This window comes from Mesorhizobium sp. M8A.F.Ca.ET.207.01.1.1 (genome assembly GCF_004794715.1).
Classification (GTDB): domain Bacteria; phylum Pseudomonadota; class Alphaproteobacteria; order Rhizobiales; family Rhizobiaceae; genus Mesorhizobium.
Genome location: NZ_SRUS01000014.1, coordinates 95,119 through 121,412 on the forward strand (window position 1 = coordinate 95,119; position 26,294 = coordinate 121,412).

The following is a 26,294-nucleotide window of genomic DNA, read 5'->3' on the forward strand; positions in this document are numbered from 1 at the left end:
CCGGGTTAGGCCGCGAGGAAAGCGACGGTGAATAAGAGGTAGAGGACCAACCGTTTTGAGCGGGTAGTTGCCGTGTTGCGCCCCCAGGCAAAGGCCAGCACCACGGAGCAGTATTTCTGGTGGCGATACTACAACGCCTTTTAGTGCCGGTTACCCGTTTTTACCCAGTTGGCCTGGTGCATTCAGAGCGAGCTCGTTGGAAACCGCTTATTGTGGCTATGAGCGAACTCGGGATGGAGGAGTGGACCCAAAAATTGGCAAAATGCCCCAGGGAGGATTACATGGGTCGCTCATTCCCCGTACTCGTTACAGGTGCGCGTCGCTTCGCAAACAGCTTGCTTTTGACTTGGCGTTTTTTGCCGTCTCGGCATCGCTCACTAATTCGGCCGCTGCCGACACCGTGAACTGGCGTCAATTCGAAGGGACCAGCATAACTTGGGCCTACGACATCCACCCCTATGCGGATGCTCTCGCTGCGCAATTTCCGGAGTTCGAGAAGCTGACCCGGCATCAAGGTCACGCCGGAACTCTACCCAGACGATTCTTACTGGAACAAGATGACGATCCAACTGCGACGAAGTCGCCAGCATGGGATGTGTTCGGCACTGGCATTCAGCCCGCGTAGGACCTCGCTCCGAGTGGCGCCCTGGAGCCGCTGGACAAATACCTGAGCGATTGGAAGCTTACCGATGCTGGATACGACTACATTACGTGGACATGATCAAGAAGTGCGCGGCTCCTTCCTTCGCGTCCGGCCGCAGCGCGATGACGATCGACTCAAATATGTTCGGCTTCTGGAACGATGTTGCGGGGAAGCCGGCATCCGGCAAGATCGCCTTCGCTCCGCCGCTGCACGCACCGAGCGCCACGAGCTTGGAGTCTGACATCTGGATCTGGGCTCTCGCCATGAACGCGGCTTCCGAAAAGAAGGGCACGGCCTGGCTGTTCATCCCGTGGGCACCTCCAAGCAGGTGGCGCTCAAGGGTGCCCTTGCTGGCCAGCTCGTCAATCCGCCGCGCACGTCGACCTGGCAGACGACACCTGGACTAAGTACGCTTCGCAGCCCGAGTTCAACAACTTCGTTGACAGCTTCAAAAAGATACAGGACCAAGCCGCGCTGGCTTTCACACCGCGTGTCGGCTTCGGCGAAGCCATGAACGCATGGGCCGTGGCGATGCAGAAGATGGTAAACGGCGATGACGTCGAGACGACGTTGAGGGCGCTTGCCGAAGAAATCCGCACTGGCCTCTGATCAAAAGGAACAGGGCAGTACTATTGCACTGCCCTGTTCCCGCCAACGGCGGAGATCACGCCGTGTCACCCCAAGCACTTAAACCCAGCGTGCCGATGGCAGCCGAAGGACCTGGCGCGCGCGCCTCGTCCGGTTCGGCTTCGCTGGAGGGGCGTTCCATCGACTGTTTCAGCCTTGCAATCATCCAGGCGCTGGCCAAAAGCCAGATGGAGCGCCGGCTCAGGAACCGGCGCAAAAACTCGAGCCTGCCGGCGCTGATCGAGCTGGTGCTGGCGCGGCCGCTGGTGTCGGCAGGTCTGGTCGCGGCCGAGCTGAAAATTAGCCAGCGCGCTGCGCTCGGGCTGGTGCCGAACTCGGCATCCGTGAGGTGACCGGCAGGGGGCGCTACCGGGCGTGGGACCCCGTTTAGCTGCGGCGGGCTTTGGCGAAAGCGACAGCACTGATGATTTTTGCTGTACGCTCATTCTCCCTCATCTGCGCGTTGACAGAAAACCAGCAGGCGAGGGTCACAGCACGCTGTGCTCCCCGCGATTTCCGGAAAACCAATGAAAAACGACTTTGATCGATCGCGCGGGACGTATCATTCAACCATGTCGAGAACGGGCGTGACGGCACGTACACTATGGACCGAGAGAACTTTGTCTGGCGACTTTGCGCACGCTTGCAAAACTCTTCGGAAAACTTCCTTCTGTTGATCCAATGATCGTAATGAGCTGGAGTGGCATCGCCGCTCTCCTCGGTTCTTGCTCTCTCAGTTGAACTTGATGCTAGCCTGCACGAAAACGCCGTAGCGCTTTGCCTTCCAATCGTCGGCCTGCGGGGAACCACGACCGCCCATTGCCTCTTCGAAATGAGCGGTGCCGTTATTCGCCACGGCCGCAACACCGCCTCGAGCTGGACGCCATGCCCATCGCCGTCTTCGGGAATTAGCTTGATCTTGGGCGCATGTGGTGCTGATCTTTGCCGTCGAGCCGCGTGAAGAGGAACGCCACGTCACCAGAAAGGCTGAGTCGCTCGGTGAGTTGCGTCTGCCCGGCCAAGCCGAGTCGCAGCGAATGCCAATCGTTGTCCTGGCTGAGAGGTTGACGTAGGTGGGACGGTTGGCACACAGGTTCCCCAGTTGGTCGCCTGCTGCGTGCAACCGAAAGCATCGTAGCTCTCGTGCCAGAAATTGTTGCCAACAAAAGCACCGATGCGGTAGCGCGGTGAGTTCAAGAAATTATATCCAAGATCGGCGGTGAAATAGCTGACGCCGCCCCCGCGCTGATCACTGAATGTGTTTGAGTAGCCCCCCATTTCCGTAAGAAGTCCTCGTCATGAGAAAATCCTCCCTGATGCCGCCCGCACCGAGGAGGCCTTTACGAAAATGCCAGTCGGATTGTGGATCGCGTTGAAGAAGACTTCACTCGAATGCGCGTCTAGATCGTCATAGGTGAGCCGCGAGACCAGTGACGTACCTTTATGATTGTAAAGTTCCTTCGATGCGTTGCCGGTACTGGCCAGTAACGTAGTCCACCCTCGAAGGAAAAGACTGAGGCCGCCGACCCGGCTACCGACGCCGACTCGCAATCACCGGCACTCGACGGCGGTTCGGAACTTCTCGGTGCCGCAGCGCCGGCCAAGCCGGACGGGCCCGGTGAAAAATTCGTCGTCGAGGGCAAGGCGCCCGCTGCTTCGCCCGGCCGCGCCGACGATTTTTCTTGGCCGCCAAGGCGGCAGCCTGCGGCCGGGGCCACAACCGAAACGACCACGGCGATCAGTCCGTAAGCTGCCCGGGGCAGCGGAAGGGCGGAAAGCGCCTTCAGGTGGCCGCACAAGTAGGGTCTCGAGACGGACTCAGCGCGGCAGCACGCTCGATCCCATCAGCGCCTCATCGATGGCGCGCGCCGCCTGGCGGCCCTCGCGGATCGCCCAGACGACCAGCGACTGGCCGCGCCGCACGTCGCCCGCCGCATAGAGCTTTTCGACGCTGGTCCTGTAGTCCCGGTCATTGGCCTCGACATTCTTCGAGCGGCGGCTGTCAATGGCGATCTTCATCTGGCCGGCCAGTTCCGACACCGGCCCGCGAGCGGCTGGCCCGGCAAAGCCGATGGCGATGAACGCGAGATCGGCACGAATGACGAATTCGCTGCCGGCGATCGGCTTGCGCTTTTCGTCGACCTCGCAGCATTTGACCCCGGTCAGCTGGCCGTCTTCGCCGATGAACTCGAGCGTCGCCACCTGAAACTCGCGCTCGGCGCCTTCGGCCTGCGAGGACGAGGTGCGCATCTTGGTCGCCCAGTAGGGCCAGACCGAAAGCTTGTCTTCCTTTTCCGGCGGCTGCGGACGGATGTCGAGCTGGGTGACGCGGACCGCGCCCTGGCGGAAGGCGGTGCCGACGCAGTCGGACGCGGTATCGCCGCCGCCGACGACGACGACATGCTGACCGCCGGCGAGGATCGGATGCGACGGCCACGCCACCGACTGGATCGGTTCGCCGCCGACACGCCTGTTCTGCTGCACCAGATAGGGCATCGCGTCATGCACGCCGCCGAGATCGTCGCCGGGAATGCCGGCCGCGCGCGGCGTTTCGGAACCGCCGCAATAAAGTACGGCGTCATGTTCGGCGAGCAGCTCGGCAACAGGCTTGTCGACGCCGACATTGACGCCGCAATGGAAGGTGACGCCCTCGCCCTGCATCTGCTCGATGCGCCGGTCGATATAGTGCTTCTCGATCTTGAAGTCGGGAATACCGTAACGCATCAGCCCGCCGGGCCGGCTCTCGCGCTCATAGACATGGACGTCGTGGCCGGCGCGGCCGAGCTGCTGGGCAGCCGACATGCCGGCCGGGCCGGAGCCGATGACGGCGACGCGCTTGCCGGTCTTCTTCTCCGGCGGATAGGGCCTGATATGGCCGGTCTCGTAAGCCTTGTCGGCGATCGCCTGCTCGACCGTCTTGATGGCGACGGGAATGTCCTCGAGGTTCAGCGTGCAGGCTTCCTCGCAAGGTGCGGGGCAGATGCGGCCGGTGAATTCCGGGAAATTGTTGGTCGAATGCAGGTTGCGGATCGCATTGTCCCAGTCGCCATTGTAGACGAGGTCGTTCCAGTCCGGGATCTGGTTGTGGATGGGACAGCCCGTTGGCCCGTGGCAGAACGGAATGCCGCAATCCATGCAGCGCGCGGCCTGTTTCTCGACCTCCTTGTCCGACATCGGCAGCGTGAATTCACGGAAATGCCGGATGCGGTCGGAGGCCGGCTGGTACTTGTGCACCTGCCGGTCGATTTCGAGAAAGCCTGTTACCTTGCCCATAGTCCAGCTCCTGCTGTCCAGATGGCGCGCCTGGCGACGCCCTGCAGCTGGATCAGATGGGGCATCCCGTCCCACATGGGCCGCACCAAGTTGCCCAAAATTCGACTATGTACACTTGCCGGGCTCAAAGCTCGTGAGGGGCTCGCCATGCAGCCAGTTCTCGACTCTAATCGAAGGAGCCGGGGACTCCATCTGCAATACCACGTTGCGGTCCAAAGCTATTTCCAAAGGTTTCTGCACGAGCTGGTTTCCTCTCAGAGACGGCACACGGGTTCAGGGAGGAGCGCATCGCTCGTCTTGCCCCATTAAGTGCAGTCACAGTCACTCAGTCTCAAAAGCCATGCCAACGCGCTCAGCGCGCAGTTAGCGCCCATTGCTTCGAAAAACCTCGTCAGTGCCCAGATGTTGGTTGTAATGAACCTGACATTTGTCTGACGCTGTCAGCTTTTGGACACGCGATCACGCGCTTCGTGCCGCCAGGCCAGGCCGAGCCCTGTGTTGCCAGCGGTCGCTTCGATGATTGTACCGCCCGGCGCGAGCTGGCCACGCTGTTCGGCATTAACGATCATCGACAACGCAATGCGATCCTTGATCGATCCGCCGGGATTTTGGCTTTCGAGCTTGACGAAGAGAATTCCTGACTCCGACGTTGTACCGCTGACCAGCCGTGTTGGAGCTGAAATCAGAGGCGTTCGCCTTGGTGGAGACCTTTCGGACGCAGCGATAGCAGCCATCAACCAGCTTCTTCTAAAACACAAGGTGATCTTCTTCCGCGGCCAGGAGCATCTCGACGATGCGGAGCAGGAATTGTTCGCGCGGCGTCTGGGTAACCTTGTACCTCATCCCACGCAGGGGCCGGCAGCCGGCACGGCCTCAATCCTCAATCTCGATTCCGGCCGTGGCGGTGGCAGGCCAGACCAGTGGCATACCGATGTGACTTTCGTCGATGCCTATCCGAAATTCTCGGTCCTACGTGGCGTCGTCATTCCGGCGGCGGGGGGCGACACGATCTGGTCCAACACGCACGCCGCGTACGAGAATCTGCCGGCGCCGCTCAAAATATTGGCGGACAATCTGTGGGCTATTCATAGCAATGCCTACGACTACGCAGCCGTGCGCCCGCGCGCCACAGCCGAAGAGAAGAAGCACTTCGAGGAAGTTTTCACATCGACGATCTACGAGACCGAGCATCCGGTCGTGCGCGTCCATCCGGAAACCGGGGAGAAGTCGCTGCTGCTCGGCAATTTCGTGCAGCGCCTCGTCGGCCTTTCCAAGAGCGATTCCGCCAAACTCTACGAGGTGTTCCAGTCCTACGTCACTGCCCCGGAAAATACCGTGCGGTGGCGCTGGCAAGTAGGCGACGTCGCTATCTGGGACAACCGTGCTAACCAGCATTATGCGGTCAACGACTATGGCGACCAGCACCGGGTTGTGCGTCGCGCTACGGTTGACGGTGACGTTCCGATCGGCGTCGACGGTCGCCGCAGTATAACCCATGTCAAGGCAGCCAAGCCGGCGGCGAAGGCAGCCTGACCGTCTGAACAGGGTAAAGATGAAAACTTCGTATCGCCGCGGCCATATCGCGCTGCTTAACCGCCCCACAAAGCCTTATGATTTCCGAGAAGCAAGGCGAGTTGCGGGCTCGAGGCTTGGCCCGAAATCGAGGTCCTGCAGCGTGGCGCATGGCTCGAGTCGCTGCTCGTGGCCCCGCTGCAGCGGTACAGGTCCCCCACCGCCCCACCATCTCGCCCGCCCTGCACCTCGGATAGCGATCATTCACCGTTTGTTCATTATGATAGCGCACGATCATAACTGGACATGCTGGTAGCTCGTACATGCCTGAAGGCCCTGCGCGCCGACCCAGCGCCGGGGCCTTTTTACTTCCGCAAAATCGATTCCAGCAACGCGGGCACTTCGCAGGATGTCGGAATCCCGCGCTTGCGATGATACGCCGTACAGCGAATTGCGCGAGTCAAACGAATTTGGGTTTCTCAAATATAGAATCGTCGATACCGATCCTGATGGATCGAGCCTCGACGACGAAGTCAACCATCTTCAAACGGAATTATTCAACATTGCCGAGAGCTCCCGGTGTGCCGTCGAAGCCGACATTGGGGAGGTCAGCGGTCACCAACGATCATGGTGATCGCCAGCATCTTTCGTATTCACATAACCGTCGGCCTTGTACTTTCCCGAGGCCATGACATGAGTGGGTCTTCCAAGCACCGATTTGGCCCGGTAGGATTTGCAGGGGGCGCGGACAAGCGGATGAACAAACGGAATGATGCCGGAAAACTGCGCGCGCCTGCTGGGATTTAGCCGACCGTCGATAGGAACATAGCCCTGGTCGACGGCTTTCTGAAGGGCAAGAGTTTCGCCGACCTGGCTCAGGAACATGGCTTGTCGACAACGAGGGTGCGCCAAATCATCGAGAAGGCCGATCGGCTCGTGGGCGGCGCATTCAGACCAAGACTGAAACGTCCAACGCCTCGCCTCGGTCCGATTTCATGGTCGACTATCCCTATGTGTGCAAATGGCCGAGAAGCACCGGCTGGGTAGCGTCACGCCGCATCATTCTTTGCGGAGCTGGAGCGCGCGGGATCGCTGGAGCGGCTGGTGAAAGCGGTTGCCGGGGCGCACAACACGTGAGCTGGCGCCTCGTGTGGCAAAAGGAGAGGGCGAGAGCCCATGGCCTGCAATGAAGCGATCAAGCATTGCGATCGTGGAACCAAGCTAGTCGACCATCCGGACCGCGGCCTTCAATGCCAGCTCGCCTTGGAATCGGCCTTCCAGGAATTGGCTGAGCGCGCAGCGGAATCCGGCTGGACCGAGGAGATAGCCACGCGCTCCTCGAACTCGCCGGCGCGCGCCTCAGGAGCGACTCCGCCAATGACAGACTGAGAGGACGATTAATCGTGCCAGGGCAACGAGAGAGCGGCAGGTTCAAGAAGCTTCGCCTGAACCGATAGGAACGTCGCTGCGCCAATAAAATTGGCGGTGAAGGCTGACCGCGGCCGAGTCGGGCAAGCGAGCGAAGTGCTGAAATAAGGGCGTGAGAATCCAAGACATCGTTTGTAGAGAGCATCGAGCTTCGCGAGATTGTGGTACAGGATCGACCGCAGGTGTTCTCGCAGCGCTCGCAGAACCCGGGATTCTTCCGCGGCACCCGCCAAGGCGAAGAACGGTCAGAGTTGCACGATAACGTTTAAAAGCGAGCCTTCCTCCGAAAGTCTGCGCGCGCAGTTCCACGGTCCGATGCGCTTTCATAGCTATTCCAATCGCCGCGCCCATCCTCTCCCGGATCAGGTCCAGCGGGTCTGCAGTGCATGCGCCCCCAAAGTGGACGCCATTGGGCCGGGTGAACCGGGCTCGATTGCGCGCCGAAGGCCCGTTCCAGGCCCGGAAATCCGGGTCCGTCAGGGCGAGCGCGTGCGGGTCGAGGTAGAGAACGGCCTTGCCGAGAAAACGACCGTGCACTGGCATCGCGTGCGTGTGCCACATGCCATGGATGGCGTGCCTCACCTCACGCAGAAGCCCGCGAAAAGGCAACGGAAGATCTAGCATTTATGGGGGAAATGTTTTTTCGGAGTGCTTGACCCGCAGGAAGGGCAGGGCATGACTGCCTATCGCCCGACCCGGCCGGCCGCACTCATGACCGGCTGGGCTCGGTTAATCCTGCATGCCGCGCCCATGAGGTTGCGCTCTGTCGGGAGTGCGTCGAGCACAACGACGAGATGTAGTTCACGATCTTTGAAACGCGTGGTCAACTATCCAAAGTGTGGATGCCTTTCATCGAAACAAACGATTTCATCAATGTTCTGGAATCCTGCATGGGCAGAAGCACCTGACGCACACCGATGCCCCCACTGCCTCATGGCGTGGCGAGCGTCTTAAGAAACCGCCCGAAAGGAGATTTTTCATGCGCTCTACCGGGCAGTGGAGTGCTGGGAAAGGGAGTTGCAACTGACCGGGTCCGACTTCTTCCGAGCCTATGGACAGACTGGGAGACGCGCACGGTGTAGCGGCTCACATCGTCATACTGCACCTACGCCACACACCGGCCGGACCTGATCCGGCTTTATGAGCATTGGGCTTTGTCAGTTGCCCAAGCGTGATGGCTTTCGCGACGCGGCGCGCCTCAGGAACTGAGCCGCGTCCAGGTCGAAACGCGGGAAAGAAAGACAGGAAACAGAATGGCCGATCAATTCGCAACGGACGTCATTGCCCTGATCAAGAAACGCGCCGAGTCGGAGAGCGGTGAGGGAATGCCTACGTCATTCGTCGGCGAGATAACAATCGCCACGGAACTGGACGCGCTCGGGTTTGATTCGCTGGGTTTGGCGGACGTCCTCTGGGATGTGGAGCAGGCCTACGGCATCAAGATCGACATGAACACGGCCGATGCCTGGTCCAATCTCAAGAATGTCGGCGACGTCGTGGAAGCCGTCCGCGGCTTGCTTGCGAAGGAGGCTTGAATGCACAGGCGCGTCGTTATCACCGGAGTGGGCGGCCTGTGCGGACTGGGCACCGACGCCGCCTCTATGTGGAAAGAGATGCGCGAAGGCCGCTCCGCCATCGGCCCGATCGCCAATTCCGAGCTTCATGACCTGGAGGGCATGACCGGCGCTGAGATCAAGGCGCTGCCCCAGCACGACATCAATCGCAAGCAGTTCGTCTCCATGGCCCGCTTCAGCTTGCTCGCCGTGCTTGCAGCGCGCGAAGCCATGCGGCAGGCCGGACTTTCCTGCGACGAGAGGAATGCCCATCGCTTCGGCGCGACAGTGGGCGTCGGCGGCTTGGGCTGGGATGTGATGGAGGAAACTTACCGGGCCCTCCTTTTGGACGGCGCGAGGCGAGTTGGCATCCTCGCTGTACCCAAAACGATGCCAAGCGCCGCCGCCGGCCAGGTGAGCTTGAGCCTCGGCTTGCGCGGGCCGGTCTTCGGGGTGACCTCCGCATGTGCCTCGGCCAACCATGCGATCGCCTCGGCGGTGGACCAGATCAAGCTGGGCCGGGCCGACGTAATGGTTTCCGGAGGCAGCGACGCACCCTTCGCATGGGGCGTGCTGAAAGCATGGGAAGCAATGCGCGTGCTTTCACCCGATACCTGCCGGCCCTTCTCCGCCGATAGGAAGGGCCTGGTGCTGGGCGAGGGTGCGGGCATGGCCGTGCTGGAAAGCTACGAGCATGCCACGAGGCGTAGTGCCACAATTCTTGCCGAGATCGCCGGCGTCGGCCTTTCCGCCGATGCCTTCCACATTGCCGCGCCATCTGTCGAGGGGCCAGCGTCGGCGATGCGCGCCTGCCTTGCCGATGCCGGGCTGAATGCCGAGGACGTCGACTACCTCAACGCGCACGGCACCGGTACCAAAAGCAATGATCAGACTGAAACGGCGGCGATCAAGCGTGTGTTTGGAAACCACGCTTATTCGATGTCCATCTCTTCCACCAAGTCCACGCACGCGCATTGCCTCGGCGCAGCGAGCGCGCTTGAAATGATCGCCTGCGTGATGGCAATCCAAGAGGACGTCGTGCCGCCGACCGCCAACTATCGCGAGCCAGATCCCGCTTGCGACCTCGACATCACACCCAATGTGCCGCGCGAGCGCAAGGTGCGCGTCGCCATGAGCAACGCCTTCGCCATGGGCGGTACGAACGCAGTTCTGGCATTCAGGCAGGTGTAGAAGCCATGCAAGACGCCTCATTTGAGGTCACCTGTCGTATCTAGCTGCTTGCCGGACCACTATGTGAAGCGAGCGCTATTGGCTGCCTCTGCGATGCGGGAATTGGCAGCGGACGTCTCACGATCAAACAGGCATCTGCTTGTAGAATTCTTTTAATCGTGAAGCGGCGCGAGTGCGCTATCCGTTGAGGTGAGCAAGGCCGGCGCCCTGGGTGAGCGCTGGTGTCGGGTGGTGGAAAGTACAGGGGGAGCTGTGTGGCCCCCTCTTTCTCGGCCTCGACGGTGTGCGAAGGAGCCTGTGCGGCGAACGGGCCGACGCCCCAGGCTCAGAACCTGGGCGAACCTAACTCCCGCCAAAGGACAGCCCAGAGCTGGATACACGAAAGAGATACTGAACCCGCGAATCAGATTCTGATCAATCGTCGTGTCTGAGCTCCGCTCGGCTCTTACGGAGATAATCGCGCGGCCCGGCAACGGCCGCGCGTGCCGCGGGCGTGAGCTTTGCGCTTCGTCAGAAGTGCCTCGAGCGTGACGACGATAATTGACCAGCCATATGGAACGCATTCGCCCAGTTATCCAAAGCGTGGATACCTTTCATCTAAACAAAGGATTTTACCGTTTTTGCTGCAGGTCCCATAGAGGCGCTTCAAGTTGGAAAGATAGGTAGTTCCCATGGTTGCGTTGGATCCGAGGAGCATCATCTGGTGTGCGGGGCGCACAAAGTCAGTCGCATCTGCATTACGGCTTGGTCTTTCGGCGGTCTCCACAAGTTACGCCCCGTTGGTGCGATGCCAATTATTTAACCAATGCTTGGACATTTATCTCAACCAGACAGCTCCAAGGTGAGGTCTTCCATGCGCCCGAATGTCGATTGGAAGTTGTGCTGGGAAAATGAGCTGCAACTGGCCGACCATGTCGAACTCTCCGACTTTTTTCGAAAGACCTATGGACGGACTGGCGCCTTCAACGCGGAGCCATTCGAAGGCGGCCGCAGTTGGGCCGGCGCGAGGCCGGAATTCCGCGCAATCGGCTACGACGCGCATGGGGTAGCGGCTCACATCGGCATGCTGCGGCGCTTCATCAAAGTTGGCGAGGTCGACTTGATCGTCGCTGAATTGGGCCTGTACGCGGTTCGTCCGGATCTTGAAGGGCTCGGAATCGGTTTTTCGATGCGCGTGGCGTACCCAGTGCTCCATCAGTTGGGTGTTCCATTCGCTTTCGGCACGGTTCGGCACGCGCTGCGAAACCATGTCGAAAGATTCTGCAGAGCCGGCCTCGCGAACATTGTGTCGGGCGTTCGCGTACGATCGACCCGTCCAGATGTGCATCCCGACCTGCCGCCCACGCGCCTGGAAGACGTACTCGTGTTGGTTTCGCCGATCGGACGCTCGATGGACGAGTGGCCGTCCGGTACCCTGATCGACCGGAACGGTCCGGAACTATGAAGCCTCTGGACTACATATGCGAAGGGCAGAGTGACAATGCCGATGGCACTGCAGAGCGCAGCGTCTATCTGACGTTTGACGATGGTCCCAATTCATTTTTCACACCGCAGATACTCAATGTGCTGGCGCAACATCAGGTGACGGCGACCTTCTTCGTTGTTGGGGCCTACGCGGCCGACGAGCCGGAACTCGTTCGCCGAATTATTACAGACGGGCACGGTATAGCCAACCACACGATGACTCATCCGGACCTGGCCAAATGCGGGTCCGTCGAAGTCGACTGCCAGATAGTTGAGGCAAACAGAGTCATAGGGATGGCTTGCCCGCAGGCCATGGTTCGGTACTTTCGTGCACCGTATGGCATCTGGACCGAAGAAGTAATCGCTGCATCAGCGGGTGCGGCATTGGCGCCCGTCCATTGGTCCATTGATCCACGCGACTGGTCTCGCCCCGGCGTTGACGCCATCGTCGACAGAGTGCTCGCCGATATCCGGCCGGGCGCAATCGTGCTGTTGCACGACGGGTGCGCTCCCGACGAATTGCAACCAGGCAATCAAGCCAGTCTGCGCGACCAGACGGTGACAGCGTTGTCACGCCTAATTCCAGAATTGCACGGCCGCGGATTTGTAATCCGATCACTTCCTCAACACCCCTGAACAAACAGAGATCCTATGGACCTTCTCACCACAGCCAGTACTGTTGCCGTTTCGTCTTATGCGGTGCTCTCGACTGTTTACAGAGGCATGCAAGCGGTCTACTCCCAACCGGAAAATGTTACGCCGCCGTCGGAAAGCTTGTTCGGATCCGACCGTTGGCCGAGCGTGGATGTCATTATCCCCTGCTACAATGAGGACCCGCGCACACTCGCGGCGTGTTTAGCTTCCATTGCAAATCAAGATTACGCCGGAACATTTCAGGTCTATCTGGTTGACGACGGTTCTGGAAATCGTAATGCCGTCATCCCGGTACATCACGCCTACGAGGGCGACCCGAGATTCAATTTCATTCTGCTCCGCGAGAATGTTGGCAAACGCAAGGCGCAGATCGCCGCCATCCGCCGCTCATCTGGAGATTTCGTGCTCAGCGTCGACTCTGACACGACACTTGCGTCCGACGTCATCACAAAGCTTGCAGTAAAAATGCGGGATTCCATGGTCGGAGCGGCCATGGGCCAGCTGACGGCATACAACCGCAGCGACACTTGGTTGACCCGATTGATCGATATGGAATACTGGCTGGCTTGCAATGAGGAGCGCGCGGCGCAAGGTCGCTTTGGTGCGGTCATGTGCTGCTGCGGCCCATGTGCAATGTACCGCCGGTCTTGTCTCCTTTCTCTGCTGGATCAATACGAGACGCAGCTGTTCAGGGGGAAACCAAGCGACTTCGGTGAAGACCGTCATCTTACGATCCTCATGCTGAAAGCAGGCTTTCGAACCGAGTACGTTCCAGGTGCCGTCGCGGCGACAGTCGTTCCGGACAAGATGGGACCTTATTTGCGCCAACAACTCCGCTGGGCACGAAGCACCTTCCGGGACACGATGCTTGCGCGAGGTCTACTGCGTGGCCTGGATCGCTATCTAACTTTGGATGTGATGGGAGAGAATCTCGGCCCATTGTTGCTCGGCATCGCGGTAGTAACGGCGCTCGGTGAGCTACTATTTTCACATACAGTAAATTGGTGGACGGTGCTGGCTATTGTCACGATGACCATAATCAGATCTACGGTGTTATCTTTCCGCACTCGGCAGCTTCGATTCATCGGCTATTCAATGCACGCGTTAATCAGGATATTCCTGTTGATCCCCTTGAAGGCTTACGCCCTGTGTACATTGAGCAATAGCGATTGGCTGTCGCGTAAAAGTGTTCCCCTGCCCAACAGGAGCACAAAGGAAATCACAAGCGCGATGCCGCTTGCCGGAGCAAATGCTGCGGGCAATTCTGGAATTGCGGAGTCACTTCATACTGCAGATCTTTCGCTCACAGCTGGTGAAGTCTGACGGCCTTGCAGCGCCGAGTGACCGAGTAAGTTGTGTCAGTCGACACGGGGTGAAGCTTTCGAGTTACCTATGGTCAGAACGGGAACTATCTGGAAGCGACACGTGGCATCTTGACGTTATTCTTTGGCGGAAGCGATACACGCGTCGCTCCGGCCGCGACTTTCCAAAGGTGCCATCTCAAGGCGGTGGCCTGCTCTGAACCAGAATTCGCAAGTAAGCTGCCGGTGGCCAATCGGACTCATTCCGCTTGAGATAGACGCATGTCCAATGTAGCAATCGACCTTACCGGCGTAACCAAATTATTCGGAAACAAGCTCGTTGTGGACGGGCTGTCCTTCACCGTTGCATCGGGAGAGTGCTTCGGTCTGCTGGGGCCGAACGGCGCAGGCAAGAGCACGATTGCGCGTATGCTCCTCGGTATGACCCGGCCTGACGCGGGTGATATAACAGTCCTCGGTCTACCAGTGCCGGCACGCAGCCGCTTGGCCCGCAAGGGCATAGGCGTGGTCCCGCAGTTCGACAATCTCGACCTGGAATTTACGGTACGCGAGAACCTGTTGGTGTTCGGGCGCTACTTCGGCATGAGTACAAGAGAGATCAACGCCGTCATCCCACGGCTCCTCGAGTTCGCTCGCCTTGAGAGCAAGGCGGATTCACGTGTCGGCCTGCTATCCGGCGGGATGAAGCGGCGCCTGACGCTGGCACGTGCTCTGATCAACGACCCCCAGTTGCTTGTGATGGATGAGCCCACGACCGGCCTCGACCCGCATGCCCGCCATCTGATCTGGGAGCGACTTCGTTTCCTGCTGGCGAGCGGAAAAACGATCATTTTGACCACCCATTTCATGGAAGAGGCTGAGCGGCTTTGTGATCGGCTGTGTGTTCTCGAGCGGGGACGCAAGATCGCCGAGGGCAGTCCTCATGCGCTGATCGACGAGTACATTGGGTGCAACGTGATCGAGATCTTCGGCGGCAATCCACAGGAGCTGATTTCGCTGATCAGACCGTACGTTCAGCGTGTCGAGGTAAGCGGCGAGACGCTCTTTTGCTATGCGCCTGAGCCGGAGGATGTGCGCATCCAGCTTCGCGGTCGAGCGGGTCTGCGTATTCTAGAGCGTCCACCCAGTCTGGAGGACGTTTTCTTGAGGTTAACCGGACGTGAGATGGAGAAGTGAGCAATGGGTGAACGTTTTGCGGCCGCTCTACCCGCCAACGCCTGGAACTGGATCGCGGTGTGGCGCCGCAATCATCTGGCATGGAAGAAGGTGGCATTTGCTTCAATGCTCGGCACCCTTGCTGATCCGATGATTTACCTTTTCGGGCTCGGCACTGGCCTTGGACTGTTGGTAGGCCGCATCGAAGGTGCATCCTACATCGCCTTTCTGGCAGCCGGCATGGTTGCGACGAGCGCGATGACAGCATCAACCTTCGAAACAATTTACGCGGTTTTCGGTCGAATGCGCGATCAGGGCACTTGGGAAGCAATCCTGCACACACAACTTACCCTCGGCGACATCGTTCTCGGTGAATTGACCTGGGCAGCCACAAAGGCCTTTCTGGCCGGTACGACAATTGCGATTGTTGCCGCCGCGCTAGGTTATGCCGCGTGGACGTCGGTTCTCTACGTGCTGCCGGTCATCGCTCTCACCGGGTTCGCCTTTGCGAGCCTGGCCATGCTCGTCATCGCGCTCGCGCCCAGTTATCACTATTTTATTTTCTATCAGACGCTTGTCATCACACCCATGCTGTTCCTTTCGGGCGCGGTTTTTCCAGTCGGCCAATTGCCAGGAGTGTTTCAGCAGATTGCGGCCTTCTCGCCGCTGGCGAATTCTATCGATCTAATCCGTCCGGTGATGCTCGGCCGCCTGGGCGACAATGTAGGGCTGCATATAGGCGCACTTTGCATGTTCGCTGTATTGCCTTTTTTTCTGTCGGCTGGACTGTTTCATCGACGACTAATGCGTTGACGCTTACCTACGCCCATCAACGAGAAGGAGGTCCGCAATGCCGGATTGCAAACTGCCCCCAGCGGCCCGGAGGCATGCGTGTGCCAGGAATCGCGAGTGGTACAACAACGCCGAAGCCGGGCGCCACCCAGCCGCTGCAGGCACGCGCCCATCTTCGCGACCACACCTCGGAGTACAGGCTGGGTGGTGAGGCGCGCGGACCCACCCGGAGCGTTCAAGCGATAGCAGCCAAGCTTCTTGTGCGCGTCCCCAGACCGTCGCGGCCATTATTTAGTTGGATACACATGCAATGACCCACAACGAACCAACTCCTGAGCCTTTTGTGATCCTTGCTATGCCAAGGACCGGAACACACTATTTAGAAGAATTGCTAAACGAGCATCCGACCGTTCTGAGTAACGGTGAGTTGCTAAACGAATATGATCCCAATTGGCCCAGCACGGATCGCCTGCTAGGCACGGATCGCGAGCTTCTTGAGCTTGCCTATGTGCGCTGCCCTATGCGCGACTACAAGAATGTGACGCATCTTGGCTGCAAGATCAATGAACCTCAGTTTCGCGAGCGTCCAGCATTCTTTGCGGAATTAGCTCGTTGGCCAGCACTCAAGGTCATCCTCGTTGTTCGCCGAAACGTATTGGAATCGCTCCGATCCTTTGTGCAGGCCAGGGAAAGCGGTCAGTGGCTGAAGTTCAGCTCGGACAACGATACCGCTCGGCCACCGAGCGTCAGGTTGTCAATCGCCGACTGTGAGGCTTATTTCAAAGCCGCCGACGACTTTCACGCTCGCGTTATGGACTCCTTCACGTCGACCAACCTGCTTGTAATGGAATACGAGAGCCTACTTCACGAACCTGCCCAATGCTTGGGAGCGGTTTGGGATTTCCTGGGCGTTCCAGCGCTTGAGCCATCAGATAACGCCATCTTGCAGCGCCAGGAAACGCGACCGCTTGATCAAACGGTGGAGAACTTTGACGAGTTGCGGATTCACTTCGCACGCGGACCTTATTCAAGATTTTTTGACCTCGGAGATTCAATGCGCTCCTACGCTTAATCGCTTGTACCGCGTGCTCTGATGGGCGTGTAGGATATCCTGCAGTTTGCGCGCATTCCGTTCCAAAACTGACAAACCAAAGTCACCAAGGCAACCGGCAGTCGATCTGCGGCGAACATCAAAGGGCACGGGCGCAAGGCGACCTGGTCAATTCCCTCTCTGATGAAGCACTTCCTCAGACGCGATCTTTGGCGAGCCTCGAGTGCAGAATTCCGGCAAGGTGGAGGGTTCCAGTGCGCAACTGCACCAATCTCGCTGGACGGGACAGGCGTCCAGTTGGCACGGCGCTTGCTCCGAGATGACAGCAGCGCTCGACCGGAGCGCAGCATGGGAGAAGGAGGAGCCCCCACCCCGATCCGGTCAGGGAGAGAGAAACGATGTTGGTTCCAAGAGTCCCCCGCGCGATCGCAGCGCCCCGCAAGCGCCATTTTGCCCGGACCTACGTGCAGGTACTTGCCGCCATGGTCCTTGGAGCCGCAATTGGCTACCTCTATCCGGAAACCGGCCAAAGCCTGAAGCCGCTCGGCGATGCCTTCATCAAAGTCATCAAGATGATTATCGCACCTGTCATCTTCCTGACAATTGCGACCGGCATTGCCGGCATGAGCGATCTGCAGAAGGTCGGCCGAGTTGCCGCCAAGGCGATGGTTTATTTCCTTACCTTCTCGACGCTTGCACTCGTTGTCGGGCTGATTGTCGCGAATATCGTTCAGCCTGGCGCCGGCCTCAACATCGATCCGGCCTCGCTCGATGTCGAAGCCGTTAAGGGCTATGTGGCCACGGCTCACGAGCAGTCCGTGACCAGCTTCCTGATGAACATCATCCCGTCAACGATTGCCAGTGCCTTCGCGGAAGGCGACATCCTGCAAGTCTTGTTCTTCTCGGTCTTGTTCGGCATTGCTCTGGCGATGACCGGAGAGACGAGCAGGCCGGTCGTTACCTTTCTCCAGGCGCTCACCGCCCCCATTTTTAAGCTCGTCGGCATTCTCATGAAGGCTGCACCCATCGGCGCCTTCGGCGCTATGGCCTTTACGATCGGCAAATACGGAATCGGTTCGGTGGCCAACCTCGCGATACTGGTCGCGACGTTCTATCTGACCGCCTTCCTCTTCGTGTTCGGGGTTCTCGGCGTGGTCTGCCGCTGCAACGGCTTCTCGATCTTTTCTCTTGTCCGCTACATCAAGGACGAGCTGCTGCTTGTCCTGGCAACGTCCTCCTCGGAGGCCGCGCTGCCCTCGCTCATGGAGAAGATGGAGAAGGCCGGCGCCGCGCGTTCGGTCGTAAGTCTCGTCATCCCTACTGGATACTCATTCAATCTGGACGGCACCAATATCTACATGACGATCGCCGCCCTCTTCATCGCGCAGGCGACGAACACAGATTTGTCAATTGCCGATCAGATCCTCCTGCTGCTAATTGCGATGCTTTCCTCGAAGGGTGCGGCAGGCGTCACCGGCGCCGGCTTCATCACATTGGCCGCTACTCTGTCTGTCGTGCCGAGTGTTCCCGTTGCCGGAATGGCTCTAATTCTTGGCGTGGACCGCTTCATGTCGGAATGCCGCGCGCTGACGAATTTAGTCGGTAATGCGGTGGCATCGCTCGTTGTCGCTCGCTGGGAAGGCGAATTGGACCAGTCCCGGATGGAAGCCGCTTTCCGCGGTTAGGGTTACATCAAACGGGCTCCCCGCAAGCAAGCAATAGCGCGACGTGTAAGTCACGGCCTTCACAGCAGTCGAATTGCCGGCCTCCAAAGAGCGCTGGAAATAGTGTACTAACGCGGAGAGTAATACAACACCATGAAGCCCCTAAGCAAACGAACGGTTCACGGAAACTCATCTGGGTCCGCATGGAGCGCTGTTCGTCGAATGCGTTATCAACCGTGGGGTGTGGTAACTATTTCAGCTTGCCGCCCCAAGCCGTCGCGGGATCGCACCGGATGACGGAGGACCGGCCGATCAGAATCGCTAGGGGAAAGCGCGTCACAATTGCCGATCTCGCCCGCGAAGCCGGAGTCAGCGTAGCAACAGTCGATCGGGTTCTGAACGTCCGCCTTCCGGTGCGAGAGGAGACCGCCCAGCGGGTCCATGCGGCCGCGCACGCGATCGGCTATCATGCTGCCGGTCTCATCAAACAGCGCTTGCAGCAGCACCTGCCGCACTACAAGCTGGGCTTCATCTTGAGAAAACCTGCCCACGATTTTTACCAAGATTTCGCTCGCAATATTGAAGAGTCGGTCAGTATGGCTAAATCCTTCCACGGCCTTCCGATCATCGAGTTCGCGCAGTCACATTTGCCGCGTGACCTGCTCCCGCTTCTTAAGGACCTTGGAAGCCGCTGCCAGGCGATCGCCATGGTGGCGGCCGATCACCCGAAAATCACAGCATCAGTCGAGGAGCTCAAGGCGAAAGGTATCCCGGTATTTTCGCTGTTATCCGACTTCGCCGATGGCGTGCGCGAGGGCTACATCGGCCTCAACAACAGCAAGGTCGGACGGACTGCCGCTTGGGTGTTTTCCAAGGCCGCAAAACGGCCCGGCAAGGTGGCGGTGTTTGTCGGAAGCCATCGCTTCCAGGCGCATGCGACGCGGGAAACGGCCTTTCGTGCCTATTTTCGTGAGAACGCGCCCAAATTCGAGGTGCTTGATCCGCTCGTGAACCTTGATGAACGGCAGCTCACTTACGAAAAATTGCTGGATCTTATGCAGCGGGAACCAGAGCTCGTCGGCTTCTATATGGCCGGCGGGGGTATAGAGGGAGCAATTTCCGCGCTCCGAGAAGAGGGGAGCGGTCAGGATCTCGTCGCGATCGTGAGTGAAATGACGCCGCAGTCACGTGGGGCGCTTGCGGATGACATCTTGACGATGGCGGTCGGCACGCCAATGCGCCGACTTTGCCAGGAGCTGATAATGGCAATGGAGCGGGCCATCAAAGCCGGCGTCGCGGAGAGCCCGGGGCAGACATTTCTGCCGTTCGACATTTATCTTCCGGAAAATATTTGACCTTGATGGATTTCTATCATGAGCGCCCATTTTCCTTTCACCGATGAAAGGAAAGCTCGATTGACTCGGCCGTCTCTGTCCGATCTGTGAACCGGCGTGGTTCCGTCTTGAAAGAAGCCGGATGCCGAAATGGCAGCCGCGCTTCATGGAAGGAAAGTCAAGCAATGCGCCAGGTATCGCCCCGCTTTGCACTCGATCACATGGCGGCGCCCCGCCTTGACGTCAGTGCGCTTTTCGCGCTTGCCCGTGACCAAGGCCTGACCGACGTCCAAATCCGTTACCCTCATTTCAGCAATCCTGTCGCACGCGGCATTCCGGCTGCGGACGTTCGGTTTGCCGCTACCGAAGCGGGCGTCACGATCATCTCTGTCAACGCCTTGCAGCGGTTCAACGACTGGACTCCAACGCGTCAGGCCGAGGCAAGCAACCTCGCCGATTATGCGACGGCGTGCGGGGCAGAGACGCTCGTGTTGGTGCCGGCCAACCGCAGCTCGTGGCCCACCAATAGCGAGCGCCAGGACAATCTTCGTTTCGCTCTAAACGAGATCAAGCCAATCCTCCAGTCGCGGGGTCTGATCGGTCTCATCGAGCCGCTGGGTTTCCGAACCTGCTCGCTTCGATCAAAGAAGGAAGCGGCCGAGGCCGTTGCCGCGGTTGATGGCCAGTCCGTCTTTCGCCTCGTGCACGACACGTTCCACCACACCCTGGCCGGGGAGACATGCCTGTTCTGCGAGCTTACCGGCCTGGTGCACATTTCAAGCGTAAACGACCCGACCTTCTGGATTTACCCCGATCGCTTTCTTGCAGGTTCCGACAATGGCAGCCAGATTCAGGCGCTGCTGGATGGCGGCTACGCGGGACCTTTCTCGTTCGAGCTGATCGAGGAAGTCCATTCTCTGGACGATCTCGCAGGCGCACTTGCCGCCAGCATCGACTTTATCCGGCGAGGGCTATTGTCGTCAAAGTAGATGGTGACAGGAGTAGTGACTATAGGTGCGCCTGAATTTTCCGAGGGTTCACAGCGGGGCAGCCATCCGAGATGCCTCCTGTATCATTATCTCCCGCATCCAGATGCTTGCCGGATCGCTATTGTGGAGGGCCGGCCATTGGAGGGTCTCGGTGAATGTGGGAAATGGCAGCGGAAGTTCGATAACCCGCAGGGGGAACGTTTTTTCGAAATGCCTGACCAGCCGTAAGGGCATGGTCGCTATACGAGCTGTGCCGGACACCATAGGTGGAATCATGCTGAAGCCCTGCACGGCGACCTCGACACGTCTCTTAAGGCCATGCTCAAGCAAAAACCATTCCTCGATAGACGGCTTCATCGTACGCCCGAACCTGACCGCGACGTGCCTCATCGACATGTATCTCTCGAATGTAAGCTGCTGTGGCAGCTGCTTGTTTGTGGGACAGCCTACGCACACGAGCTTCTCGTCAAACAGCGCAATGCTTGAATGCACACTCGACGTGAACATATCCGGTAGAATTAGAAAATCGACGTCACCGCGCCGGAGAAGCTCATCGGGGCTATCGTCGACAGGCAGCAGTTCGAAGCTGACGGCGGGGGCTTCCCGTGAAATACGCTCCACAAGCTTTTCGAAAAACACGAGCGTGACGAAATCGGAAAGAATGATCCTGAAGAGGCGATCGGCTCGAGCTGGGTCAAACGGATCCGAAGAAATAATCGAGCACTGGATGTGCTGGAGAGCGTCGCGAACTGCGGGGGCAAATGCTGCCGCACGCGGGGTTAGAAATCGTTCGCGACCTCTTATCGTAAACAGTTCATCGCGGAAATAATCGCGCAGTCGGGCGACGGCCGCACTCATGGCGGGCTGACTCAAGTTGATCCTGCGTGCCGCCGCCGAGAGATTACGCTCCGTCAGGAGTGCGTCGAGCACAACGAGGAGATTTAGATCAAGTCCTTTGAAACGCATGTCATCAGCCATCCATGGGATGGATGCCTTTAACCGAAACAAACGACTTTAACAATTTAGCATTCTTGCAATCTTTTGTCGCAAAAAGTTTATGATGGATGACGTTAAGGTCCGACATATGAGCCGCGTGATCTGCCGAAGCGAGCAATCGTTCGTACTGTGCAGGTCAGAGATTGGCAGTTTGAAACGCCGGGCCGATGGCGCCGGGCTATCAACCAGCGTCTTCGGCGGCCCCGACCTAGCTGGGCGTGGAATCTAATAGGGTGCACCTTTCCAGTCCGAGGCGACTGATGGGCGGTTTGATCCTAAGCTGCCGTGAGGCCTGTGCCAATTGTATCGGCGAGCCAATGCAGCAGTCCGGCAGCGTTTTTGAGAGCTGTTGTAGGCTCGGCCTAAGCCCATTGGCGCAAGCCTATCTGAACGAAGCGCTTGGCCTTGCCGCTATCCGGTATGTGATCTGTGGTGTCTTCTCGTCCTGCTGTTCTTGTTTTGGAACGCCCTTATGGTGAGCCCATCCGGGACGTGGGGCACCGGGAGCACAAAGGTGCAGGCAGGCCGTCAATAGACCGTGGGCTGAGAGCCCGAGCTCGTTACATGGCCGCCCCTGGCGACTTTCCCGGATGCGCTGCGAGCGCGGATCAGTAGATGTCGTGTTGCCCGCCAGCTCCCGTCTTTGACCGAGCCAAGAAGGAGGAACGGGCATGCTTATCATCGGACTGGATATTCACCGCGCCTTCGCCGAAGCAGTGGCATGGGAGGAGGGCAGGCTCAGGCGACTCGGCCGCGTCGACATGCGGCGCGATCTGCTGGCCGCGTTCGCCGCGAAGCTGTCGCCGAACGATATCGGGGTGATCGAGGCCACCGGCAGCGCGACGTCCGCTGCAGCTGTGGTTGCGCCGCATGTGAAGAAGGTGGGGATCGCCAAGCCGAAACAGGTGTTTATCGTTGCCTATGCCAAGATCAAAACGACGATCGACGCCGACGTTCTTGCGCAGCTCTATGCCAGCGGCTTCTTGCCAGAAGTCTGGATTGCGGACGAGCCGACGCAGGCTCTGCGTCGACAGGTGACACGGCGCAATCAGATTGTCCGACAGAGATCTCGATTGAAGAGCGTCATCCAGTCGATCCTTCATAGCCACCTGATCCGTCCTGCCCGCATGCCGACCTGTGCGGCGCCAAGGGTCGGACCTGGTAATCGAGCAGGTCGTACCGCAGGACGAGCGCCTCGCGATCGATGGGCATCTGCGCGAGTTCGACCGATTGGGCGAAGACCTCCAGGTCATCGAACGCGATCTTGTCCGCTCGGCTCTCGAGGATGAAGGCGTGAAGCGGCTGATGACCATTCCCGGCGTCGACATCACCGTCGCGCTGGCGATGAAGGGCGGCGATCGGCGACGTGTCGCGCTTCGACGATCCGCAGAAGCTCGTGACCTATCTCGGGTTGAACCCAAGCGTCCAGCAGTCCGGCCAGGTCCGGCCTACCATGGGCGGATCACCAAGCAGGGCCGTGGTCATGCGCGCGGCATGCTCGTCGAGGCGGCCTGGGCGGCCGCTCGTGCTCCCGGACCGTTGCGAGCCTTCTCCCTGCGGCGTGCGAGCCCGGCGCGGACAGCATGTCGCGGCCGTGGCAACCGCACGCAAACTCTCTGTCGTGATCTGTCATCTGTTGAGAAGGGCGAGAGTTACGCGTAGGCTCGACCCTCCCTGCATGCCAAGAAGCTTGCGCGATGTGGAACTCAAGGCCGGGAGCAAGGCTGTGCGCGGCCAAAAGGGAGCGCACGCCTACAACATAAAGAGCCACCGGGAAGAAGAGCGCCGCTGGGTGGAGCAGGCCGAGGGCGCCTATGCACGCCTCGTTGCCGGTTGGAACCCACGAGGTCCGAAGAGGGTAGGCACGGATGCCGCAAACGAGGCGCGACGATAGAAGCTGCGCGGCAGGGCTCTCATCTCGGACCCTGCTCTTCGCCACGCGGTCGTCCGTGCGCGACAGGAGAATAGCGCAGATTTATCAAAAAGGCTCTTGTCGATCACATCAGTGGTCTTGGGCGCTGTACGGCCGGGTGAAGACTTTGCAGGTGGCGCGGAAAGCGTTTGACCTGTAGCGAAGCAATTGTCGTCATTACGCGCTCGACCCGGGCGCCCAGCTTGGCATAAGGGCTACGTGGCCTCAGGAAGCGTCGTCGCCAATGCAGACCATGGACGAATTCCCAGCCGATGCCGAGATGCCGGTCGACCGTGCCTGTCGCCGTCCGGTGATGCGATGCCCCCGAGCGGATGAGTTCGCCCCGGAAGCTCCCGGTCACGACGCACGGGTTCGGGTTCCAAGGCGCTCAGTTTTGTTCGCGCCCAATCGGTGTAGGACGCGGCAGAAATACGAGCGTGACGAAATCGGAAAGAATGATCCTGAAGCGGCGATTCGGTAGAGCCGGGTCAAACTATCCGACGAAATAAACGAGCACTGGATGGGCGGGAGAGCGTCGCGAACTGGAGGGCAAGAGCTCCCGGACGCAGCGTTAAGTTTGAATACCTCCGCGGACATGGTCGCGAGCTTATCGCGCAAATAATCGAGCAGCCGAGCGCCGGCCGCACTCATGACCGGCTGGGCTCGGTTAATCCTGCATGCCGCGCCCATGAGGTTGCGCTCTGTCGGGAGTGCGTCGAGCACAACGACGAGATGTAGTTCACGATCTTTGAAACGCGTGGTCAACTATCCAAAGTGTGGATGCCTTTCATCGAAACAAACGATTTCATCAATGTTCTGGAATCCTGCATGGGCAGAAGCACCTGACGCACACCGATGCCCCCACTGCCTCATGGCGTGGCGAGCGTCTTAAGAAACCGCCCGAAAGGAGATTTTTCATGCGCTCTACCGGGCAGTGGAGTGCTGGGAAAGGGAGTTGCAACTGACCGGGTCCGACTTCTTCCGAGCCTATGGACAGACTGGGAGACGCGCACGGTGTAGCGGCTCACATCGTCATACTGCACCTACGCCACACACCGGCCGGACCTGATCCGGCTTTATGAGCATTGGGCTTTGTCAGTTGCCCAAGCGTGATGGCTTTCGCGACGCGGCGCGCCTCAGGAACTGAGCCGCGTCCAGGTCGAAACGCGGGAAAGAAAGACAGGAAACAGAATGGCCGATCAATTCGCAACGGACGTCATTGCCCTGATCAAGAAACGCGCCGAGTCGGAGAGCGGTGAGGGAATGCCTACGTCATTCGTCGGCGAGATAACAATCGCCACGGAACTGGACGCGCTCGGGTTTGATTCGCTGGGTTTGGCGGACGTCCTCTGGGATGTGGAGCAGGCCTACGGCATCAAGATCGACATGAACACGGCCGATGCCTGGTCCAATCTCAAGAATGTCGGCGACGTCGTGGAAGCCGTCCGCGGCTTGCTTGCGAAGGAGGCTTGAATGCACAGGCGCGTCGTTATCACCGGAGTGGGCGGCCTGTGCGGACTGGGCACCGACGCCGCCTCTATGTGGAAAGAGATGCGCGAAGGCCGCTCCGCCATCGGCCCGATCGCCAATTCCGAGCTTCATGACCTGGAGGGCATGACCGGCGCTGAGATCAAGGCGCTGCCCCAGCACGACATCAATCGCAAGCAGTTCGTCTCCATGGCCCGCTTCAGCTTGCTCGCCGTGCTTGCAGCGCGCGAAGCCATGCGGCAGGCCGGACTTTCCTGCGACGAGAGGAATGCCCATCGCTTCGGCGCGACAGTGGGCGTCGGCGGCTTGGGCTGGGATGTGATGGAGGAAACTTACCGGGCCCTCCTTTTGGACGGCGCGAGGCGAGTTGGCATCCTCGCTGTACCCAAAACGATGCCAAGCGCCGCCGCCGGCCAGGTGAGCTTGAGCCTCGGCTTGCGCGGGCCGGTCTTCGGGGTGACCTCCGCATGTGCCTCGGCCAACCATGCGATCGCCTCGGCGGTGGACCAGATCAAGCTGGGCCGGGCCGACGTAATGGTTTCCGGAGGCAGCGACGCACCCTTCGCATGGGGCGTGCTGAAAGCATGGGAAGCAATGCGCGTGCTTTCACCCGATACCTGCCGGCCCTTCTCCGCCGATAGGAAGGGCCTGGTGCTGGGCGAGGGTGCGGGCATGGCCGTGCTGGAAAGCTACGAGCATGCCACGAGGCGTAGTGCCACAATTCTTGCCGAGATCGCCGGCGTCGGCCTTTCCGCCGATGCCTTCCACATTGCCGCGCCATCTGTCGAGGGGCCAGCGTCGGCGATGCGCGCCTGCCTTGCCGATGCCGGGCTGAATGCCGAGGACGTCGACTACCTCAACGCGCACGGCACCGGTACCAAAAGCAATGATCAGACTGAAACGGCGGCGATCAAGCGTGTGTTTGGAAACCACGCTTATTCGATGTCCATCTCTTCCACCAAGTCCACGCACGCGCATTGCCTCGGCGCAGCGAGCGCGCTTGAAATGATCGCCTGCGTGATGGCAATGCAAGAGGACGTCGTGCCGCCGACCGCCAACTATCGCGAGCCAGATCCCGCTTGCGACCTCGACATCACACCCAATGTGCCGCGCGAGCGCAAGGTGCGCGTCGCCATGAGCAACGCCTTCGCCATGGGCGGTACGAACGCAGTTCTGGCATTCAGGCAGGTGTAGAAGCCATGCAAGACGCCTCATTTGAGGTCACCTGTCGTATCTAGCTGCTTGA

The 26,294-nt window shown here is 59.4% G+C and carries 21 protein-coding genes and 6 pseudogenes; 20 read left to right on the plus strand and 7 right to left on the minus strand.

The window, feature by feature from the left end:
• The first annotated feature begins 241 nt into the window (after positions 1 to 241).
• The gene (locus EN850_RS37390; RefSeq protein WP_245511838.1) at positions 242 to 625 is read left to right on the plus strand and encodes a hypothetical protein; all 384 of its coding nucleotides are present in this window, start codon (positions 242 to 244) and stop codon (positions 623 to 625) included.
• An 82-nt stretch (positions 626 to 707) separates the two neighbouring features.
• Here the strand turns inward: EN850_RS37390 and EN850_RS37395 are convergent, their stop codons facing one another.
• Positions 708 to 950, minus strand: a complete 243-nt coding sequence (locus tag EN850_RS37395) for a hypothetical protein (protein ID WP_224571023.1) — start codon at positions 948 to 950, stop codon at positions 708 to 710.
• 364 nt (positions 951 to 1,314) lie between these two features.
• Between EN850_RS37395 and EN850_RS37915 the strand changes: the two genes are divergently transcribed.
• A complete protein-coding gene (locus EN850_RS37915; RefSeq protein WP_236473435.1) occupies positions 1,315 to 1,623 on the plus strand; it encodes a helix-turn-helix domain-containing protein in 309 nt (102 codons plus the stop codon).
• Between the two features lie 1,201 nt (positions 1,624 to 2,824).
• Positions 2,825 to 3,019 (plus strand): annotated as a pseudogene (locus EN850_RS37400) (DUF459 domain-containing protein); the annotation flags it as partial.
• A gap of 69 nt (positions 3,020 to 3,088) precedes the next feature.
• On the opposite strand, the gene EN850_RS30385 reads toward EN850_RS37400, so the two are convergent.
• The 3 genes and pseudogenes from EN850_RS30385 to EN850_RS37405 form a co-directional block, all read right to left on the minus strand.
• Positions 3,089 to 4,543, minus strand: a complete 1,455-nt coding sequence (locus tag EN850_RS30385) for a glutamate synthase subunit beta (RefSeq protein WP_024504270.1) — start codon at positions 4,541 to 4,543, stop codon at positions 3,089 to 3,091.
• 41 nt (positions 4,544 to 4,584) lie between these two features.
• A pseudogene (locus EN850_RS30390) lies at positions 4,585 to 4,747 on the minus strand (thioredoxin domain-containing protein); the annotation flags it as partial.
• 275 nt (positions 4,748 to 5,022) lie between these two features.
• Positions 5,023 to 5,208 (minus strand): annotated as a pseudogene (locus EN850_RS37405) (pyridoxal-phosphate dependent enzyme); the annotation flags it as partial.
• Between EN850_RS37405 and EN850_RS30400 the strand changes: the two are divergent.
• Positions 5,123 to 6,076 carry a TauD/TfdA family dioxygenase gene (locus EN850_RS30400; RefSeq protein ID WP_127322137.1) on the plus strand — a complete coding sequence of 318 codons (954 nt, stop codon included), beginning with the start codon at positions 5,123 to 5,125 and terminating at the stop codon, positions 6,074 to 6,076. The pseudogene EN850_RS37405 and the gene EN850_RS30400 sit on opposite strands and share 86 nt — an antisense overlap.
• A gap of 594 nt (positions 6,077 to 6,670) precedes the next feature.
• Here the strand turns inward: EN850_RS30400 and EN850_RS36570 are convergent.
• Positions 6,671 to 6,940, minus strand: coding sequence for a hypothetical protein (locus EN850_RS36570; protein ID WP_024504272.1), 270 nt, complete (start codon positions 6,938 to 6,940; stop codon positions 6,671 to 6,673).
• 993 nt (positions 6,941 to 7,933) lie between these two features.
• Between EN850_RS36570 and EN850_RS30410 the strand changes: the two are divergent.
• Positions 7,934 to 8,080: pseudogene (locus EN850_RS30410) on the plus strand (multicopper oxidase domain-containing protein); the annotation flags it as partial.
• A 104-nt stretch (positions 8,081 to 8,184) separates the two neighbouring features.
• On the opposite strand, the pseudogene EN850_RS37410 reads toward EN850_RS30410, so the two are convergent.
• Positions 8,185 to 8,310 (minus strand): annotated as a pseudogene (locus tag EN850_RS37410) (LysR family transcriptional regulator); the annotation flags it as partial.
• A gap of 426 nt (positions 8,311 to 8,736) precedes the next feature.
• Between EN850_RS37410 and EN850_RS30415 the strand changes: the two are divergent.
• The 11 genes from EN850_RS30415 to EN850_RS30465 all read left to right on the plus strand — a co-directional run bounded on the left by EN850_RS30415 (position 8,737) and on the right by EN850_RS30465 (position 20,652).
• A complete protein-coding gene (locus EN850_RS30415) occupies positions 8,737 to 9,018 on the plus strand; it encodes an acyl carrier protein (protein ID WP_126057635.1) in 282 nt (93 codons plus the stop codon).
• Complete coding sequence (locus EN850_RS30420; protein WP_136092799.1) at positions 9,019 to 10,227, plus strand: beta-ketoacyl-[acyl-carrier-protein] synthase family protein; 1,209 nt, start codon at positions 9,019 to 9,021, stop codon at positions 10,225 to 10,227.
• An 853-nt stretch (positions 10,228 to 11,080) separates the two neighbouring features.
• Positions 11,081 to 11,671, plus strand: a complete 591-nt coding sequence (locus EN850_RS30425) for a NodA family N-acyltransferase (protein WP_024505875.1) — start codon at positions 11,081 to 11,083, stop codon at positions 11,669 to 11,671.
• Positions 11,668 to 12,327, plus strand: coding sequence for a chitooligosaccharide deacetylase NodB (gene nodB, locus EN850_RS30430; protein WP_126057632.1), 660 nt, complete (start codon positions 11,668 to 11,670; stop codon positions 12,325 to 12,327). The genes EN850_RS30425 and nodB overlap by 4 nt, the downstream gene beginning before the upstream one ends.
• Positions 12,328 to 12,342: 15 nt before the next feature.
• Entirely contained in the window at positions 12,343 to 13,668 is a 1,326-nt protein-coding gene (nodC, locus tag EN850_RS30435) for a chitooligosaccharide synthase NodC (RefSeq protein WP_032899868.1), read from the plus strand.
• Between the two features lie 260 nt (positions 13,669 to 13,928).
• Positions 13,929 to 14,843, plus strand: coding sequence for a nodulation factor ABC transporter ATP-binding protein NodI (nodI, locus tag EN850_RS30440; RefSeq protein ID WP_024505873.1), 915 nt, complete (start codon positions 13,929 to 13,931; stop codon positions 14,841 to 14,843).
• Between the two features lie 3 nt (positions 14,844 to 14,846).
• Complete coding sequence (locus tag EN850_RS30445) at positions 14,847 to 15,635, plus strand: ABC transporter permease (RefSeq protein WP_029356621.1); 789 nt, start codon at positions 14,847 to 14,849, stop codon at positions 15,633 to 15,635.
• 289 nt (positions 15,636 to 15,924) lie between these two features.
• On the plus strand, positions 15,925 to 16,686 hold the full coding sequence (locus EN850_RS30450) for a sulfotransferase (protein ID WP_024505871.1): 762 nt from the start codon (positions 15,925 to 15,927) through the stop codon (positions 16,684 to 16,686).
• Between the two features lie 377 nt (positions 16,687 to 17,063).
• Positions 17,064 to 18,350 (plus strand): dicarboxylate/amino acid:cation symporter, encoded by a 1,287-nt coding sequence (locus EN850_RS30455; RefSeq protein ID WP_126063813.1) that lies wholly within the window; start codon positions 17,064 to 17,066, stop codon positions 18,348 to 18,350.
• A 272-nt stretch (positions 18,351 to 18,622) separates the two neighbouring features.
• Positions 18,623 to 19,684 carry a LacI family DNA-binding transcriptional regulator gene (locus tag EN850_RS30460; RefSeq protein WP_024505889.1) on the plus strand — a complete coding sequence of 354 codons (1,062 nt, stop codon included), beginning with the start codon at positions 18,623 to 18,625 and terminating at the stop codon, positions 19,682 to 19,684.
• A gap of 164 nt (positions 19,685 to 19,848) precedes the next feature.
• Positions 19,849 to 20,652: a TIM barrel protein gene (locus EN850_RS30465; protein WP_024505888.1), complete on the plus strand. Its 804-nt coding sequence runs from the start codon at positions 19,849 to 19,851 to the stop codon at positions 20,650 to 20,652.
• A gap of 48 nt (positions 20,653 to 20,700) precedes the next feature.
• On the opposite strand, the gene EN850_RS30470 is transcribed toward EN850_RS30465, so the two are convergent.
• Positions 20,701 to 21,618 (minus strand): LysR family transcriptional regulator, encoded by a 918-nt coding sequence (locus EN850_RS30470; RefSeq protein ID WP_024505887.1) that lies wholly within the window; start codon positions 21,616 to 21,618, stop codon positions 20,701 to 20,703.
• A 701-nt stretch (positions 21,619 to 22,319) separates the two neighbouring features.
• On the opposite strand from EN850_RS30470, the pseudogene EN850_RS37920 reads away from it, so the two are divergent.
• The 4 genes and pseudogenes from EN850_RS37920 to EN850_RS30485 all read left to right on the plus strand — a co-directional run.
• Positions 22,320 to 22,694: pseudogene (locus EN850_RS37920) on the plus strand (IS110 family transposase); the annotation flags it as partial.
• Between the two features lie 91 nt (positions 22,695 to 22,785).
• A complete protein-coding gene (locus EN850_RS37925) occupies positions 22,786 to 23,310 on the plus strand; it encodes a transposase (protein ID WP_245265439.1) in 525 nt (174 codons plus the stop codon).
• 1,441 nt (positions 23,311 to 24,751) lie between these two features.
• Positions 24,752 to 25,033, plus strand: coding sequence for an acyl carrier protein (locus EN850_RS30480; RefSeq protein WP_126057635.1), 282 nt, complete (start codon positions 24,752 to 24,754; stop codon positions 25,031 to 25,033).
• Positions 25,034 to 26,242 carry a beta-ketoacyl-[acyl-carrier-protein] synthase family protein gene (locus tag EN850_RS30485; RefSeq protein ID WP_136092800.1) on the plus strand — a complete coding sequence of 403 codons (1,209 nt, stop codon included), beginning with the start codon at positions 25,034 to 25,036 and terminating at the stop codon, positions 26,240 to 26,242.
• Positions 26,243 to 26,294 lie beyond the last annotated feature (52 nt).

What these genes read in the sequence shown, in the direction of transcription:
- EN850_RS30425 (WP_024505875.1), top strand. Translation starts at nt 11,081, where the DNA reads ATGCGCCCGAATGTCGATTGGAAGTTGTGCTGGGAAAATGAGCTGCAA.
- EN850_RS30400 (WP_127322137.1), top strand. Translation starts at nt 5,123, where the DNA reads ATGCGATCCTTGATCGATCCGCCGGGATTTTGGCTTTCGAGCTTGACG.
- EN850_RS30480 (WP_126057635.1), top strand. Translation starts at nt 24,752, where the DNA reads ATGGCCGATCAATTCGCAACGGACGTCATTGCCCTGATCAAGAAACGC.
- EN850_RS30465 (WP_024505888.1), top strand. Translation starts at nt 19,849, where the DNA reads ATGCGCCAGGTATCGCCCCGCTTTGCACTCGATCACATGGCGGCGCCC.
- EN850_RS30445 (WP_029356621.1), top strand. Translation starts at nt 14,847, where the DNA reads ATGGGTGAACGTTTTGCGGCCGCTCTACCCGCCAACGCCTGGAACTGG.
- EN850_RS30385 (WP_024504270.1), bottom strand. Translation starts at nt 4,543, where the DNA reads ATGGGCAAGGTAACAGGCTTTCTCGAAATCGACCGGCAGGTGCACAAG.
- EN850_RS30470 (WP_024505887.1), bottom strand. Translation starts at nt 21,618, where the DNA reads ATGCGTTTCAAAGGACTTGATCTAAATCTCCTCGTTGTGCTCGACGCA.
- EN850_RS30485 (WP_136092800.1), top strand. Translation starts at nt 25,034, where the DNA reads ATGCACAGGCGCGTCGTTATCACCGGAGTGGGCGGCCTGTGCGGACTG.
- nodI (WP_024505873.1), top strand. Translation starts at nt 13,929, where the DNA reads ATGTCCAATGTAGCAATCGACCTTACCGGCGTAACCAAATTATTCGGA.
- EN850_RS30420 (WP_136092799.1), top strand. Translation starts at nt 9,019, where the DNA reads ATGCACAGGCGCGTCGTTATCACCGGAGTGGGCGGCCTGTGCGGACTG.
- EN850_RS30455 (WP_126063813.1), top strand. Translation starts at nt 17,064, where the DNA reads ATGTTGGTTCCAAGAGTCCCCCGCGCGATCGCAGCGCCCCGCAAGCGC.
- EN850_RS30450 (WP_024505871.1), top strand. Translation starts at nt 15,925, where the DNA reads ATGACCCACAACGAACCAACTCCTGAGCCTTTTGTGATCCTTGCTATG.
- EN850_RS36570 (WP_024504272.1), bottom strand. Translation starts at nt 6,940, where the DNA reads ATGTTCCTGAGCCAGGTCGGCGAAACTCTTGCCCTTCAGAAAGCCGTC.
- nodC (WP_032899868.1), top strand. Translation starts at nt 12,343, where the DNA reads ATGGACCTTCTCACCACAGCCAGTACTGTTGCCGTTTCGTCTTATGCG.
- EN850_RS30415 (WP_126057635.1), top strand. Translation starts at nt 8,737, where the DNA reads ATGGCCGATCAATTCGCAACGGACGTCATTGCCCTGATCAAGAAACGC.
- EN850_RS37395 (WP_224571023.1), bottom strand. Translation starts at nt 950, where the DNA reads ATGAACAGCCAGGCCGTGCCCTTCTTTTCGGAAGCCGCGTTCATGGCG.
- nodB (WP_126057632.1), top strand. Translation starts at nt 11,668, where the DNA reads ATGAAGCCTCTGGACTACATATGCGAAGGGCAGAGTGACAATGCCGAT.
- EN850_RS30460 (WP_024505889.1), top strand. Translation starts at nt 18,623, where the DNA reads ATGACGGAGGACCGGCCGATCAGAATCGCTAGGGGAAAGCGCGTCACA.